This is a genomic window from Microlunatus speluncae (genome assembly GCF_009299835.1).
Lineage (GTDB): Bacteria > Actinomycetota > Actinomycetes > Propionibacteriales > Propionibacteriaceae > Microlunatus > Microlunatus speluncae.
The window spans coordinates 80,114-94,870 of sequence record NZ_VKCZ01000020.1; the positions used below are offsets into that span (position 1 = coordinate 80,114).

Genomic DNA, 14,757 nt, shown 5'->3' on the forward strand with positions numbered 1-14,757 from the left:
TCAGCACCATGTCAGCGAACACCTCGTACGCCCTCCCCACGCCGCTCGCCCGACCGGACGCGGCGCCGAAGACGGCCTATCTGATCGCCAGCGGTGATCTCCGCGAGTCGGCCAACTCGGCCGGCTGGCCGACCCAGCAGGAGCTCGAGGCCGGGGTCACCAAGGCGCTCGAGGCACAGGGCTGGACCGTCATCCGGGCCAACCCGGTCGACCCGGTCACCGGGCACGGGTTCATCAGCAGCCAGCGGATGGGCCTCGAGGTGTTCAAGCAGATCCCGAGCGACGCGCCGCTGGTCGTCGCGGAGGCCGTCTGGCAATACAGCCACCACGTCCTGGCCGGGCTGCGCACCCACCGGGGCCCGATCCTGACCGTGGCCAACTTCGCCGGCGACTGGCCGGGTCTGGTCGGGCTGCTCGGCCTCAACGCCGGGCTGACCAAGATGGACAAGGCGTACAGCACGATCTGGAGCGTCGACTTCACCGACGACTACTTCACCGAGGGCATCGCCGAGTGGGTCAAGAATGGCACGATCACCCACGACGCCGGCCACGTCCGCACGATCAACGGCTTCACCGACGGACCGGAGCAGGCCCTGGGCGCGGCGCTGGCCGATCAGCTGCTGGACGAGAAGGCGATCATCGGCGTCTTCGACGAGGGCTGCATGGGCATGTACAACGCGATCTTCGACGACGAGTTGCTGAACCAGCTCGGCATCTACAAGGAGCGGCTGTCGCAGAGCGCGCTCTACGCCGAAATGCTCACCGTCGACGACGCCGAGGCCGACCAGATCGGCACCTGGCTGACCGACAAGGGGATGACCTTCAAGCTCGGCACCGACGAGGCGACCGAGCTGACCGAGGCCCAACTGCGCTCGCAGTACAAGATGTACATCGCCGCGCTGCGGATCGCCGACGACTTCGGCTGCGACGCGATCGGGATCCAGTACCAGCAGGGCCTGAAGGACCTGGTGCCGGCCAGCGACCTGGTCGAAGGTCTGCTCAACAACGTCGACCGGCCGCCGGTCACCACCCGCGACGGCTCCCGGGTGATCGCCGAGGGCGCGGCCTTCCCGCACTTCAACGAGGCCGACGAGGGCGTCGCGGTGGACACGCTGGTGACCAACCGGATCTGGACCGCGATGGGCCTCGACCCCGCCAACACCCTGCACGACGTGCGCTGGGGCGAGGACTTCGACGGCCAGTTCGTCTGGGTGTACGAGATCTCCGGCTCGGTCCCGCCGTCGCACCTCGGCGGCTACGAGCACGCCGAGGGGTGGCGGCAGGGCCCGGTCTTCTTCCCGGCCGGTGGCAGCACCATCAACGGCGTCTCCAAGCCGGGCGAGATCGTCTGGTCCCGGGTCTACATCGCCGAGGGCAAGCTCCAGGTCGACCTCGGCCGCGCGTCGGTGGTCGAGCTGCCGGCCGAGGAGACCGAGCGCCGGAAGCTTGCCACCAACCCGGAATGGCCGATCATGCACACCGTGCTGCACGGGGTCAGCCGGGACCAGTTCATGGCCCGGCACAAGGCGAACCACGCCCAGGTCGCGTACGCCCCGGACGCCGAGACTTCCGACCGCGCCCTGGTCGCCAAGGCCGCCCTGTTCGCCCAACTGGGCCTCCCGGTCCACGTCTGCGGCGACCTCGGCGAGGTCGGCCAGGCCCTGATCCAGTCCTGACCAAGCGTTTGTTCCGTTCCCTGAGCCCCCACCTCTTCGTTCCCTGAGCCTGTCGAAGGGCAAACCCGATGACCCTGGCTCGCCCTTCGACAGGCTCAGGGAACAGAATCTGCATCGTGACCGCAAACGCTAATAGGATGCGGAGGCGATGAACCCGCTGAGCCTGCTCTGGACCGACCTCCGGATCCTTGTCGTCGACACGGTGAAGGTGTGGTGGCGGCTTTTCCCGCAGATCGCGGGCATCTACCTGCTCGGTTGGCTCGGCTTCCAGGTCGCGCTCAAGATCGCCGCGTACACCGAGGACCTGAACGTCTGGGTGACCATCGCGGTCTTCTCGGCCGGCTTCCTCACCCAGCTGATCCCGATCGTGCTGATCCTGCGGCTGGTCGGCCGGGAGCTGGGCATCCGGGAGATGGTGCCGGAGGAGGACAACGCCCAGGATGAGCGGGACAACTCGATCACCCACCTGCTGGCGGTCACGCTGCTGCCGTTCATCGGCATCTACGCCGCATTCGGCCAGCTGAACGACGCGGCCAACGAACTCTGGGTCAACCAGATGGTCCGCACCGGCGCCTTCAGCTCCGATAACGTGCTGGCCGCCCTGAGCAACATCGCCAAGGACCAGCCGGTGTTGTTGATCGGGGTCGTCATCGGTTCCTACGTCGTCCGCCGGGTGATCGACCTGCTGCACGAGCGGACCGGCTGGCGGGTGCTCGGCATCGGGGTGGCGCTGATCGAGTCGTTCTTCATGATGGTGGTCGTGCTCGGCGGCGTCCGGCTGTTCCAGACGATCACCGGCTGGTTCATGGATCGGGCCGTGGTCGGCTGGTTCGCGAGCGGCCTGGACGCCTTCCGGGGTCTGCTGGCCAGCCTGAACCTGCGGTTGCCGGAGCTGGTCGATCAGTGGGTGACGTTCTATCTGGACGAGGTCTGGCCGTCGTTCTGGGAGGTCTTCAGCCAACCGATCATCTGGCTGGCCGTGGCCGCCCTGGTCTACGGCTCGCACGTGATGTCGGTGGCCGAGCTGTGGCGTAAGCGGACCCCGATCACGACCCGGCTGAAGGGCGCGACGTCGTTCGAGCCGCGGAGTGACCGGCGTCGGCTGCAGGGCATCAAGCCGCCGCCGGCGGGCGTCCAGCGGGCGGCCGTGGAGTTCAAGGAAGCCCTGCTCGGCGACATCGACGACAAATACCTGCCGACCATCAACTCGGTCCGGCTGATCCTGCGGGCCGGTGTGATCTTCCTCGGCGCCTACATCGCGGTGTACGCCGTGCACCAGATCCTCAACAATTACGCCCACGTCCTGGTGCAGTCCATCGTCGGCGGCCACGACATCACCTTCTGGGTGACCTGGGGCCCGGTCTGGGATCTGCTCTACGGACTGCCGTTCGAGCCGTTGCGGCTCTGTCTGCTGGCCGTGGCGTTCCGGCGCTGCCTGGAGCTGTTCCGCGCCCGCGCGCACCCGACCGATCAGGTCGTGACCCCGGCGGCGCCGGAGAAGGTGGCGGCATGAGCACTGTTCCGGGCCCGTCGGCCACCAGCCCGACCACTCCGGAGACCCCGGCCACCCGACGCCGGCTCCGTGATCAACAACTGCAGCGCTCGAAGCTGCTGGCGGTGATCGTCGTGCTGGCCTGCGTGATCGTGGCCACGGTGGGCTTGAGGGTCAGCGACCCGGGCGACAACTTCCGCGCGGTGACCGGCGAGCTCGGCACGATGCTGAAGGTCGACGGCGTCGAGCTGACGATCAGCGACGTCCGGGTCGGCCAGCTGATCGCCGACGACGAGGAGATCCAGAGCCGCACCGCCGGCATGTTCGTGCTGCTCCGGGTCCAGGTCGCCAACCCGGACACGCTGGACAAGTACATCCTGAACCACGCCCGGCTGCTCAGCGGCAAACGGATCTACGAGACGTACGGGCTGACCAACATCTCCGCCGAGCCCGGCTACGTCGCCCGGGCCGACTACCTGTTCGAGGTCGATCCGGAGAAGATCGACGGGCTCACCCTCGAGATCTGGAACCAGGGCATCGTCTCCGGCTACCACAACCGGGCGCAGATCCACCTCGGCATCACGGCGGGCAACGCCGACAAGTGGCGTGACGCCGCCAAGAACGGGCTGATCATGAAGCAGCCGTTCACCGAGACCGAGGTGCTGCGATGAGCGGGCCGCAGCAGCCGGGTGACTGGCACCTGCACGAGCACGCCGGTCCGCGACCGGCCGAGCACGACCCGGGCGACCCGGGCACCGGGGTGGCCTGGGCGCAGCCGACGGTCGAGCAGCGGGTGCCGGGGCGCCGGCCGCTGACCAGCAAGGGCCGGTCCTGGCTGCTGTTCCTCACCGCCGGCTGCCTGGTGTTGATCTACATGGTGATCTGGACCGTGTATGCGGCCGCCCACACCGACGACCGCTACGTCCAGTTGCCGCCCGGGCAGCCGTCGGCGACCTCGGTGAACAAGATGCAGTACCGAGTGCACAGCCTGGTCAAGACCGAGCGGATCAACAACCCGGCCGAGCCGGACGAGCCCTATATCGCCGATGCCGGGACGGTCTATGTGGTGGCCGAGGTCGAGGTGTTGCGGGTCGCGGAGAACGACGTGTTCTACTGCCAGGCCGAGTTGGCCGTCGAGGGCACGCGGCGGATCGCGTCGGGCGGTGGCAGCATCTACCTGGATGGTACGAAACTGCCCACCAGTTGCCCCTCGGACGAGTTGAAGGTCGGTCATCCGTTCCGGTTCTTGGCGATCTTCGTGGTGCCCACGGAGTTCGCCGACCAGATCTACGGCATCGCGGTCCAGTACACCGACTACGGGGCGCCGTTCCAGGTGATCCGGCCGCCGGCCTGACCGAACGTCAGTCGTCGATGTCCTCGGGCAGCACGGTGACCGGCAGCCGGTAGACGAAGGTGTCCCGGCCGTTGTTCCAGGTCTTCTCGCCGGTGTCCAGGATCGTCGGGTTGCTGTACTCGATCTCGCTCACCGCCAGTTGCACGTCCTTGGACGGCTCGTAGCGCTCGCTGAAGGTGAATTCGACCTGGTACGGGACCGGCGGCAGGCCGGGGGTGAAGTCGGAGGCGCTGTCCAGACCGTTGGAGGTGCCGATCATGTCCGTGTCCGACTCCGGCGTCTCGACGGTGAGCGGATCCTTGGCCAGGAACATGCCGGTGCCGCCGGTCATCGGCGACATGCTCTCGTCTCCGGTGGTCCGCCCGGTGCCGCGCACGATCAGCGTCCACTTGATCGAATCGTCGTAGTCCTTGATCTTCTGCACGGTCGCGTCGTTGAACGTGAACTCGTACGGCCCGGACTTCACCAGCTGTCCCGGCTGGACCACGGTGCGTTCGTCGGTCCGCACCTTGAACCCGCCGAGGGCCCAGATGCCGCCGATCACGACGACGATCGCCAAGATCACGATCGCGGCCTTGGCCGGCCCCGGCAACCCGCGCCGCTCGTCGTCCTGGGGCGGCGCCCAGTCCGCGCCGACCTCGGCATCATCGAGTCGCGGCGGCCTGAACTGAGGCTGCTGTCCGCCCGGCTGAACCTGCTGCTCCGACACGCGCAGCAGTGTAGTGCCGGCAGTGTCGCCCGGAGCGACGCGGCCGATCGGTCGAATCTCTGAAACGGCCTCAGGACGCCGTGGAGGGATCGGGCCTGTACGGGGACTGTCACCCAGGCCTGAAAATCGAGCAGATCCGCCTCCCACAGTCTGTGAATGGGCATTGGTGGTCGATACCCGGCCTCCCAACGCGCGGTTTCGGGCCGTAACAGGCTAAGATGGAGAAGACAAGTTCGGCGGGCTCGGCCGGCGTCGAAAGCGTTGGCGCCCAGGCCCGAAGTTCTGCCGAATCGTTTGACCGCGCCGTCCGCCGCGGAGCCGAGTTGCCCCGGGGTCCTGGACGGCGCCTGTGTGACAGGAGCCTATGCGCGTGACCGATCACGAGACCGTGACGCCAGAATCCCCCTCCGACGACACGACTCCGGATCTGTCGCAAGTGCAGATGCCGGTGTCCGATCTGGAACCACAGCCGGGGATGGGTGTGCCGGGAGAGTACGACTCGGAGTCGATCACCGTGCTGGAGGGCCTGGAGGCCGTCCGGAAGCGACCCGGCATGTACATCGGGTCCACCGGTGAGCGCGGTCTGCACCACCTGGTCACCGAGATCGTGGACAACTCGGTGGACGAGGCGATGGCCGGCTTCGGCGACGCGATCGACGTCCGGATCATGCCCGACGGCAGCATCAAGGTGATCGACAACGCCCGCGGCATCCCGGTCAAGGAGCACCCGACCGAGAAGATCCCGGCCGTGACCCTGATCCTGACCGTGCTGCACGCCGGCGGGAAGTTCGGCCAGGGCGGTTACAAGGTGTCCGGCGGCCTGCACGGCGTCGGCGCCTCGGTGGTGAACGCGCTGTCGCAGAAGTTCGTCGTCGAGGTGCGACGGGACGGCTACCGCTGGACCCAGTCCTTCACCCTCGGCGTGCCGGACGGGCCGCTGGAGCAGCACGAGGCGACCGACGAGACCGGCACCACGACCCAGTTCTGGGCCTCGGAGGACATCTTCGAGACGACCACGTACAACTTCGACACGCTGGCCACCCGGTTCCGCGAGATGGCGTTCCTCAACAAGGGACTGCAGATCAGCATCACCGACGAGCGACCGGACCGGATGGACGAGAACGGCAAGCCGTTCTCCGAGACCTTCCGGTACGAGCAGGGACTGATCGACTACGTCCGCTACCTGACCGGCAGCAAGGAGCCGGTGCACAACTCGGTGATCGCGCTGGAGTCCGAGCGGCGCGAGGCCGGGCTCGGGCTGGAGGTCGCGCTGCAGTGGAACATGTCCTACCAGCCGTCGGTGCACACCTTCGCGAACGCGATCAACACCCACGAGGGCGGCACCCACGAGGAGGGCTTCCGGGCGGCGCTGACGTACACCGCCAACAAGTGGGGCGAAAACTGGGGCATGCTCAAGAAGGCCGACGACAAACTCTCCGGTGACGACATCCGCGAGGGCCTGACCGCGATCATCTCGATCAAGCTCGAGGAGCCGCAGTTCGAGGGCCAGACCAAGACCAAGCTGGGCAACACCGAGGCCCGGTCGTTCGTGCAGCAGGCGGTCAACGCCGCGCTGGGCGACTGGTTCGAGCAGAACCCGGCCGAGGGCAAGATGATCATCCGCAAGGGCCAGGCCGCGGCGATCGCCCGGATCGCGGCCCGCAAGGCCCGCGAGGCCGCCCGCAACCGGAAGGGTCTGCTCGGTGGCGGCGGGTTGCCGGGCAAGCTGAGCGACTGCCAGTCGACCAACCCGGAGGAGTGCGAGGTCTTCGTCGTCGAGGGCGACTCGGCCGGCGGTTCGGCCAAGGGTGGCCGGGATCCACGGATCCAGGCGATCCTGCCGATCCGCGGAAAGATCTTGAACGTGGAGAAGGCCCGGATCGACAAGATCCTGCAGAACAACGAGGTCCAGGCGATCATCTCCGCCCTCGGCACCGGTGTGCACGAGGACTTCGACATCGACAAGTTGCGCTATCACAAGATCGTGATGATGGCCGACGCCGACGTCGACGGTGCACACATCCGGACGCTGCTGCTGACCCTGATGTTCCGGTTCATGAAGCCGCTGATCGAGGCCGGTCACGTCTACCTGGCCCAGCCGCCGCTGTTCAAGATCAACTGGACCAACTCCGCGCACGAGCTGGCATACACCGACGCCGAGCGGGACGCGCTGCTCCGGGTCGGCGCCGAGGAGGGCAAGCGACTGCCCAGGGACAACGCGATCCAGCGCTACAAGGGTCTGGGCGAGATGAACCCCGATCAGCTGTGGGACACCACGATGGACCCGGACAACCGGATCCTGCTGCAGGTCACCTTGGACGACGCGGCCCGGGCCGACGAGATGTTCTCGATCCTGATGGGTGAGGACGTCGAGCAGCGCCGGGTGTTCATCCAGCGCAACGCCAAGGACGTCCGTTTCCTCGACATCTAGTCCGTCCCCTGAGCCACACTCTCCGTCCCCTGAGCTTGTCGAAGGGCCTCTTTGCAGGCCGTACGCTGAAAATGATCATGGAGTAGCTGAATGAGCGAGACCGCACCGCCCGCTGACCGTCGGGAGCCGGTGGATCTGCAGGAAGAGATCCAGAAGTCCTACCTCGACTACGCGATGAGCGTGATCGTCGGCCGGGCGCTGCCGGATGTCCGGGACGGGCTGAAGCCGGTGCACCGCCGGATCCTCTACGCCATGTACGACGGCGGTTACCGCCCCGACCGGGGCTGGAACAAGTGCGCCCGCGTCGTCGGCGAGGTGATGGGTCAGTATCACCCGCACGGCGACAGTGCGATCTACGACACCCTGGTTCGGCTGGCCCAGCCGTGGGTGATGCGGGCGCCACTGGTGCAGGGTCAGGGCAACTTCGGCTCGCCGGGCAACGACCCCGCGGCGGCGATGCGCTACACCGAGTGCAAGATGGCGCCGCTGGCCATGGAGATGGTCCGCGACATCACCGAGAACACGGTCGACTTCAAGCCCAACTACGACGGCAAGGAGCAGGAGCCGACGGTCCTGCCGAGCCGGTTCCCGAACGTCCTGGTCAACCCCTCCCCCGGCATCGCCGTCGGGATGGCGACCAACATCCCGCCGCACAACCTGCGCGAGGTCGCGGCGGCGGTGCACTGGCTGCTGGCGAACCCGGAGGCGACGGCGGAGGAGTTGCTGGAGGCCTCGATCGAGCGGATCCCGGCCCCGGACTTTCCCAACGGCGCGCTGATCGTGGGTCGCAACGGCATCGAGGACGCGTACCGGACCGGGCGCGGCTCGATCACCATGCGCGCCGTGGTCGACATCGAGGAGGACAAGTCCGGCCGGGCGCTGCTGGTGGTCACAGAACTGCCGCACATGGTCAACCCGGACAACCTCGCGGTGAAGATCGCCGATCTGGTCAACTCCGGCCGGATCACCGGGATCGCCGACATCCGCGACGACACCTCGGCCCGGACCGGGCAGCGGCTGGTGATCGTGCTCAAGCGTGACGCGCAGCCGCGGGTGGTGCTGAACAACCTCTACAAGCACACCCAGCTGCAGGACACGTTCGGCTGCAACATGCTGGCCCTGGTCGACGACGTGCCGCGGACGCTGCGGCTGGACCAGTTCATCTCCTACTGGGTGGCACACCAGATCGAGGTCATCCAGCGGCGTACCCAATACCGGTTGGATCAGGCGGAGAAGGACGCCCACATCTACCGCGGCCTGGTCAAGGCACTGGACGCGCTGGACGAGGTGATCGCCCTGATCCGGCGCAGCCCGAGCACCGACGAGGCGCGCGAGGGCCTGATCGGGCTGCTGGAGATCGACGAACTGCAGGCGAACGCGATCCTGGACATGCAGCTGCGCCGGCTGGCGGCCTTGGAGCGGCAGCGGATCATCGACCGGCTGGCCGAGATCGAGGCCCGGATCGCCGACCTGAAGGACATCCTGGCCCGGCCCGAGCGGCAGCGGCAGATCATCGGCGACGAGCTGACCGAGATCGTCGACAAGTACGGCGACGATCGGCGGACCCAGATCATCGCGGCCGACGGTGATCTCGGCGCCGAGGACCTGATCCCGGACTCCGAGGTCGTGGTGACCATCACCCGCGGCGGGTACGCGAAGCGGACCAACACCGACCAGTACCGGGTGCAGCGTCGCGGCGGCCGGGGCGTGCGCGGGGCGACGCTGCGGGTGGACGACGAGGTCGATCACCTGTTCGCGACGACCAATCACCACTGGATCCTGTTCTTCACCAACAAGGGCCGGGTCTACCGGTCGAAGGTGTGGATGCTGCCGGAGGCCGGCCGGGACGCCAAGGGCGGTCACGTGGCCGGGCTGCTCTCGTTCCTGCCGGACGAGGAGATCGCGCAGGTGCTGGCGATCCGCGACTACGAGGCGTATCCGTACCTGTTGCTGGCGACCAAGCACGGCCTGGTGAAGAAGACGGCCCTGTCGGCGTACGACTCGCCGCGGCAGGCCGGCGTGATCGCGATCAACTTCCGCGAGGACGACGACGAACTGATCGGCGCCGAGCCGTGCGGGCCGACCGACGACGTGCTGCTGATCTCCCGCAAGGGCCAGTCGATCCGGTTCTCCGCCGGCGACGACCAGTTGCGGCCGATGGGCCGGGCCACCTCGGGCGTGACCGGGATGAAGTTCCGGGCCGGCGACGAGCTGCTGTCGATGACCACCATCCGGGAGCAGGCGGCGGAGGACGAGCTGTTCGTCTTCACCGTCACCGACGGCGGATTTGCGAAGCGGACTAAGGTCTCCGAATACCGTCAACAGGGCCGCGGCGGGCTGGGGATCAAGGCCATGAAGCTGGCCGAGGATCGCGGATCTTTGGTCGGAGGGCTGGTTGTAACAGAGAATGACCAGGTGATCGCCATCAAGGCCAGTGGTCAGATCACCCGGAGCGCCGTGACTGAAGTAGCGGTCAAGGGTCGGGACACCATGGGCGTCAAGTTCGTTGGCGTACGCGAGGGGGATTCGGTGGCGGTCATCGCGCTGAATCCGGAGACAACTGCAGAAGCGGTCGAGTTGGACGGTTCCGAGGGCGGTGAGCCCGTAGACGCCGAGGGGCAAGCGGCGGTCACCGATCCGCAGGACGACTCAACTGAGGCCGTGACAAACACCCCGCAGTCGACGGATGCTGGTGTCGCAGACGCTGAACCGGAATCCGGCGGGGCCGAGGAGGATGAGACGTGAGCGAAGGCAACCGGAGCCAGGTTCCCCGTGAGGGAACCCCTCCCCGGGGCACGGGACCCGGCGGAGGTGACAGCCCGGCCAACGCCGCTCGGGGTCAGAACGGGGCCGGTCCAGGAAGTCCTGGATCGCGCAACGCACGAGTCGCCACCGGGAACCGACCGGGCATGAACCCCCGGCCGGTCTCCTCGCCGCCGCCGCAGAACGGGTCTCCCGTGCGGCCGAGCAACGGGAACGGCAACGGGAACTACGGGCGGAACGGTTCCGGGCAGACCCCGGGACGGGTCGGCCAGCCCGGCCCCGGCTCGGCCCAGTCGCCCCGCCCGGCCCAGAGCCGGCCCGGCGCGCCGCAGGGCGGTTCGGACCCGTCGAAGGAATCACTGCGCAACAAGCTGGGTCTCGGCCAGAAGCCCCAGCCGGGCGGCAGCCGCCCCGGCAGCTCGGCCGCCTCGCCGAATGCCGCCGGACCGGGTGTGCCCGCCGGTCGGCCGCCGGTCGCGCGACCCGCCGCCGCCCGCCAGCCGGGCACCCCGGCCGCCCGGGTGAACCAGCCCGCCGCTCGGCCCGGCCAGCCGGCCACCGCCCGGACGACGCCTCAGGTCGATCCCGGCCGCCCCGGCGTTCCGACCGAGGACCGCACCGAGGTGCGTCCCGCCTCGGCGCTGGCCGTACCGTCGCCGACCCGGACCGCCGGCACCGCCGCGTCCGCCGGCTCGCCGACCGACCGCGCCCGCGCCGAGCTGGGTCTGCCGCCGAAGCCCGGCACCGCGCGCCGGACCCGTAAGGCCCGACTGCGGCTGTCCCGGCTGGACCCGTGGTCGGTGATGAAGACCTCGTTCCTGTTCTCGATCTCCGCCGGCATCGTGCTCGTCGTCGCCGTCTACGCCGTCTGGACCGTGCTCGAGGGATCGGGCCTGTTCGAGTCGATCAACGTGATGATCGGGTCGGTCACCGACGCTCCGAACGACACCACGCCGTTCCGGATCGAGGAGTACGTGAACACGCCCAAGGTGATGGGTGTCGCCGCCCTGATCGCCTGCGTCGACGTGGTCATCCTGACCGCCCTGGCCACCCTGGGCTCGTTCCTCTACAACCTCGCCGCCACCATGCTCGGCGGCCTCGAAGTCACCCTCGCCGAAGACTGATCCACTCCGACCCCCGAGTCCCCCTCTCCCTGAGCTTGGGCAGGCCGCTTGGGGTGTTCGTCCCCTGAGCCTGTCGAAGGGCAAGCCGGTCGGGGTGTTCGTACCCTGAGCCTGTCGAAGGGCAAGCCGGTCGGGGTGTTCGTCCCCTGAGCCTGTCGAAGGGCAAGCCGGTCGGGGTGTTCGTCCCCTGAGCCTGTCGAAGGGCAAGCCGGTCGGGGTGTTCGTCCCCTGAGCCTGTCGAAGGGCAAGCCGGTCGGGGTGTTCGTCCCCTGAGCCTGTCGAAGGGCAAGCCGGTCGGGGTGTTCGTACCCTGAGCCTGTCGAAGGGCAAGCCGCTTGGGGTGTTCGTACCCTGAGCCTGTCGAAGGGCAAGCCCCATCCGCCCGAAGCACAAGCCGGTCAGCTCGGCGACCGGATCCTTCGTCTCCGCACCACCTACTCGTGCTTCGCGCCCGCCGTAGGTGCCGCGAAGCTCTAGAAAAGGGCGCGAAGGCCGGCCAGCGCGCCGCGCCGCGATCACCGATCTCGCCACCCGCTCCAGGCGCGACCGTTATCGGCCGCCGCGACCGCTGCAACGGTCGCGCGGGCCGACAACAGTCGCGCGACGCGGGGTTCGGACTGGCCTGGGCTCAGTGGCCCTCGGGCAACTCCCAACCGGTGCCACACGGGCCGCCGGCGGCGGACTCGTCGATCCACACCTCGTCGCCGGCCGGAGTCAGCAACGGCTGGTAGAACGTTGCGATCTCCACGCTGGCCTGCGGCACATAGTGGAAGATCAGCGACCGCCGAAACCGAGTTTCGCTGGAGTTGGGCAAGGATCCGTGCACGGTGCTGCCGTGGAAGAACAGCACGTCCCCGGCCCGCATCTCGGTCTGGACGGTGCTCAACCCCGGCGGGATGGACACCTGGACCGACGAGAAGGACTCGCTCTCGTCGGCCGGCTCCGGGCATTCCAGGTCGTACACATGGGAGCCGGGGACGACCTTCAGACCGCCGTTCTCCGCATCGCAGTCGTCGACGGCGATCCAGGCGGCGAGGCAGGTCTCCGGATGGGCCCGCAGAAACAGGTTGTCCTGGTGCAGCGCCTGACCCCGCGCGGTCGGCGGCTTGAAGTAGAACATGGACTGCGCTGCGAACGTCGGCCCGAGCAGCTGCTGCACGCGCTGCATGATCCGCGGCTCCAGCATCCAGTGCCGGGACAGCCGCCCGACCTCGAGCTCGGGCCGCCGGTGCGGCTGGACGAATCGCGGGTAGCGGGCGAGCGGATCATCGTCCGGCACCCCGTCGTTGTGCCCGATCGAGTTGTCGAGCTCGACCTGCTCGGTGAACGCGACCTTGATCGTTTCGATCTCGTCGGCGGTGAGCAGCCCGCGGACGTGGACCACCCCGTTGTCGCGGTAGGCGTCGGCCAGCTCGACGTCGGGCTCCAGCAAGATATGTGACATAACCCGATCCTCCGTGCTGATCATGGACCGAGCCATGGAGTCTGCGGCCGACTTCATGGAAGATCATGCTGTGGGCACCACGCGGATCGAGTCCTACACGCCGCAGGTCGAGGCGGTCGAGGCCGGGCACCTGACCGAAGGGGCCGAGTACGCGACGTACCGCAGCGGCGGCACCACCGACTGGTTGCTGATCCAGACCCTGGCCGGCGCCGGCCGCTTCGGCATCGACACCGCCGAGGTGATCGTCGGCCCGGACTCGGTGGCCCTGCTCCGGCCCGGCACCGTGCACGACTACGGCTCACATCATGATCACTGGGAGCTCCGCTTCGCCCACTTCCATCCCCGCGCCGAATGGCTGGCCCTGCTCGACTGGCCCGAAGCCGCCCCCGGCCTGCGCCTGCTGGACCTCTCCCCCGCCCTGTCCCTGCGCGTCGCCGACGCCCTCGCCCTGGCCGCCCGGCACACGATGAGCGGCGTGGCCCGGGCTCAACTGTTCGGCGCCAACGCCGTCGAGCTCGCCCTGCTCTGGTGCGACACCCAGAATCCGGGCGAGGGCGAGATGGACGACCGCGTCCTCGCCGTCATCGAACACATCGGCCGCCACCTGACCGACCCCCTCTCCATCGCCGACCTGGCCGCCGTCGCCAACCTCTCCACCTCCCGGCTCGGCCACCTCTTCGCCGAGCAGGTCGGCAGCAGCCCGCAACAGTTCGTCCAGGCCCGCCGGATCGGCCTGGCCAAGCAACTGCTCGATCTGACCAACCGTCCGATCGCCGACATCGCCGCCGAAGTCGGCTACCCCGACCCCCTCTACTTCTCCACCAGATTCCGCCGCCAGGTCGGCCTCAGCCCCTCCGCGTACCGGGCCCGGAGCAGGGGCTGAGGTTACCGATTTGAGGCAGGTCCTTGCGATGCACTAATCTGTCCGTTCGTGCCCCCGCGGGCACTCCGCAGTCGCGGGCCTATAGCTCAGACGGTTAGAGCGTTGCCCTGATAAGGCAAAGGTCAGTGGTTCAAGTCCACTTAGGCCCACCCCGCAATCCCAGCCCATGATCATCCAGCCTCGCTGGAACGGCTTCAGTGGGCCTTGAGAAGTTCCCAGTGGCCCTCGGAGACGACGTCGACCGAGCCGTCTGCCGCTACCGAGATCGCGGTCTCGTCATCGATCGCGTACGCCGCTCCCGGAAGCTTCGTCGCCCACCGGCGTGCGCTGTCCAGGGTGTTGTCGGGCCAGTCCGGGTAGTCCAGGTGCGGGAAGATCGAGAAGTCGACGATCCCTAGGGTCTCGTCGCTGGCGGCATCCGGCCAGGCGACGAACTCGTCGCCGATCCGGGGAGTCATCACCATGCTGCCCGCGCTCATCCCCACCCAGACCGTCTCGTCGAGGGATGGCAGGAGGTCGGCCAGCCCGCTCTGCCGCATCCAGTGACACAGGTAGGTCGCGTCGCCACCGTCGGCCAGGAGGACATCGGCGTTGCGAACCCAGGAAACCCAACGCTCCGCAGCGATGCTGGGCAAGGCCGTGAGTTCGAGCATCCCGACCGACTTCCAGCCCGCGTTGCACAGGCTGCCCGTGACGCCGTACCAAACCGTCTCCGGCGTGCAACCGGGGTGGCCGTACTTCGCCGTGGGGATGAACAGCGCGGTGCTCTCGGCGATCGGTTGGCCCAGCAACTCGGTCAGCGCGTGCCGGATGGTCGAGTTCTGGATGCCCCCGGAGGTGAGGAGCAGCTTCATGTCAGGCAGCCTACGGGGCCGACCGGC

General features: G+C 68.1%; 11 protein-coding genes and 1 tRNA gene. 9 read left to right on the plus strand and 3 right to left on the minus strand.

The genetic code is table 11. From position 1 onward, the window contains the following. Positions 1 to 8: 8 nt before the first annotated feature. The 4 genes from FNH24_RS25870 (at position 9) to FNH24_RS25885 (ending at position 4,522) form a co-directional block, all read left to right on the plus strand. Positions 9 to 1,676: a fucose isomerase gene (locus FNH24_RS25870; protein WP_152365140.1), complete on the plus strand. Its 1,668-nt coding sequence runs from the start codon at positions 9 to 11 to the stop codon at positions 1,674 to 1,676. 148 nt (positions 1,677 to 1,824) lie between these two features. Next, complete coding sequence (locus tag FNH24_RS25875; protein ID WP_152365141.1) at positions 1,825 to 3,189, plus strand: hypothetical protein; 1,365 nt, start codon at positions 1,825 to 1,827, stop codon at positions 3,187 to 3,189. Continuing rightward, positions 3,186 to 3,839 carry a hypothetical protein gene (locus tag FNH24_RS25880; RefSeq protein WP_152365142.1) on the plus strand — a complete coding sequence of 218 codons (654 nt, stop codon included), beginning with the start codon at positions 3,186 to 3,188 and terminating at the stop codon, positions 3,837 to 3,839. The genes FNH24_RS25875 and FNH24_RS25880 overlap by 4 nt, the downstream gene beginning before the upstream one ends. Continuing rightward, the gene (locus FNH24_RS25885) at positions 3,836 to 4,522 is read left to right on the plus strand and encodes a hypothetical protein (RefSeq protein WP_152365143.1); all 687 of its coding nucleotides are present in this window, start codon (positions 3,836 to 3,838) and stop codon (positions 4,520 to 4,522) included. Before FNH24_RS25880 ends, FNH24_RS25885 begins: the two co-directional genes overlap by 4 nt. Before the next feature lie 7 nt (positions 4,523 to 4,529). On the opposite strand, the gene FNH24_RS25890 is transcribed toward FNH24_RS25885, so the two are convergent. Next, positions 4,530 to 5,231: a hypothetical protein gene (locus FNH24_RS25890; RefSeq protein WP_152365144.1), complete on the minus strand. Its 702-nt coding sequence runs from the start codon at positions 5,229 to 5,231 to the stop codon at positions 4,530 to 4,532. Positions 5,232 to 5,595: 364 nt separating this feature from the next. Between FNH24_RS25890 and gyrB the strand changes: the two genes are divergently transcribed. The 3 genes from gyrB (at position 5,596) to FNH24_RS25905 (ending at position 11,549) form a co-directional block, all read left to right on the plus strand. Then, the gene (gene gyrB, locus FNH24_RS25895) at positions 5,596 to 7,662 is read left to right on the plus strand and encodes a DNA topoisomerase (ATP-hydrolyzing) subunit B (RefSeq protein ID WP_425486913.1); all 2,067 of its coding nucleotides are present in this window, start codon (positions 5,596 to 5,598) and stop codon (positions 7,660 to 7,662) included. Between the two features lie 90 nt (positions 7,663 to 7,752). Beyond that, positions 7,753 to 10,407 (plus strand): DNA gyrase subunit A, encoded by a 2,655-nt coding sequence (gene gyrA / locus FNH24_RS25900; RefSeq protein WP_152365145.1) that lies wholly within the window; start codon positions 7,753 to 7,755, stop codon positions 10,405 to 10,407. A gap of 164 nt (positions 10,408 to 10,571) precedes the next feature. Next, positions 10,572 to 11,549 (plus strand): DUF3566 domain-containing protein, encoded by a 978-nt coding sequence (locus tag FNH24_RS25905; protein WP_152365146.1) that lies wholly within the window; start codon positions 10,572 to 10,574, stop codon positions 11,547 to 11,549. A 628-nt stretch (positions 11,550 to 12,177) separates the two neighbouring features. Here the strand turns inward: FNH24_RS25905 and FNH24_RS25910 are convergent. After that, positions 12,178 to 12,993, minus strand: a complete 816-nt coding sequence (locus FNH24_RS25910; RefSeq protein ID WP_246187076.1) for a phytanoyl-CoA dioxygenase family protein — start codon at positions 12,991 to 12,993, stop codon at positions 12,178 to 12,180. A gap of 34 nt (positions 12,994 to 13,027) precedes the next feature. Here FNH24_RS25910 and FNH24_RS25915 point away from each other — a divergent pair, with 34 nt between their 5' ends. Further along, positions 13,028 to 13,876, plus strand: a complete 849-nt coding sequence (locus FNH24_RS25915) for a helix-turn-helix domain-containing protein (protein ID WP_246187077.1) — start codon at positions 13,028 to 13,030, stop codon at positions 13,874 to 13,876. A 75-nt stretch (positions 13,877 to 13,951) separates the two neighbouring features. Then, positions 13,952 to 14,025: transfer RNA gene (locus tag FNH24_RS25920), tRNA-Ile, on the plus strand. 45 nt (positions 14,026 to 14,070) lie between these two features. On the opposite strand, the gene FNH24_RS25925 is transcribed toward FNH24_RS25920, so the two are convergent. Continuing rightward, entirely contained in the window at positions 14,071 to 14,730 is a 660-nt protein-coding gene (locus FNH24_RS25925) for a Type 1 glutamine amidotransferase-like domain-containing protein (RefSeq protein ID WP_152365148.1), read from the minus strand. Between the last annotated feature and the right edge of the window lie 27 nt (positions 14,731 to 14,757).

What these genes read in the sequence shown, in the direction of transcription:
- FNH24_RS25870 (WP_152365140.1), top strand. Translation starts at nt 9, where the DNA reads ATGTCAGCGAACACCTCGTACGCCCTCCCCACGCCGCTCGCCCGACCG.
- FNH24_RS25875 (WP_152365141.1), top strand. Translation starts at nt 1,825, where the DNA reads ATGAACCCGCTGAGCCTGCTCTGGACCGACCTCCGGATCCTTGTCGTC.
- FNH24_RS25880 (WP_152365142.1), top strand. Translation starts at nt 3,186, where the DNA reads ATGAGCACTGTTCCGGGCCCGTCGGCCACCAGCCCGACCACTCCGGAG.
- FNH24_RS25885 (WP_152365143.1), top strand. Translation starts at nt 3,836, where the DNA reads ATGAGCGGGCCGCAGCAGCCGGGTGACTGGCACCTGCACGAGCACGCC.
- gyrB (WP_425486913.1), top strand. Translation starts at nt 5,596, where the DNA reads ATGCGCGTGACCGATCACGAGACCGTGACGCCAGAATCCCCCTCCGAC.
- gyrA (WP_152365145.1), top strand. Translation starts at nt 7,753, where the DNA reads ATGAGCGAGACCGCACCGCCCGCTGACCGTCGGGAGCCGGTGGATCTG.
- FNH24_RS25905 (WP_152365146.1), top strand. Translation starts at nt 10,572, where the DNA reads ATGAACCCCCGGCCGGTCTCCTCGCCGCCGCCGCAGAACGGGTCTCCC.
- FNH24_RS25910 (WP_246187076.1), bottom strand. Translation starts at nt 12,993, where the DNA reads ATGTCACATATCTTGCTGGAGCCCGACGTCGAGCTGGCCGACGCCTAC.
- FNH24_RS25915 (WP_246187077.1), top strand. Translation starts at nt 13,028, where the DNA reads ATGGAGTCTGCGGCCGACTTCATGGAAGATCATGCTGTGGGCACCACG.
- FNH24_RS25925 (WP_152365148.1), bottom strand. Translation starts at nt 14,730, where the DNA reads ATGAAGCTGCTCCTCACCTCCGGGGGCATCCAGAACTCGACCATCCGG.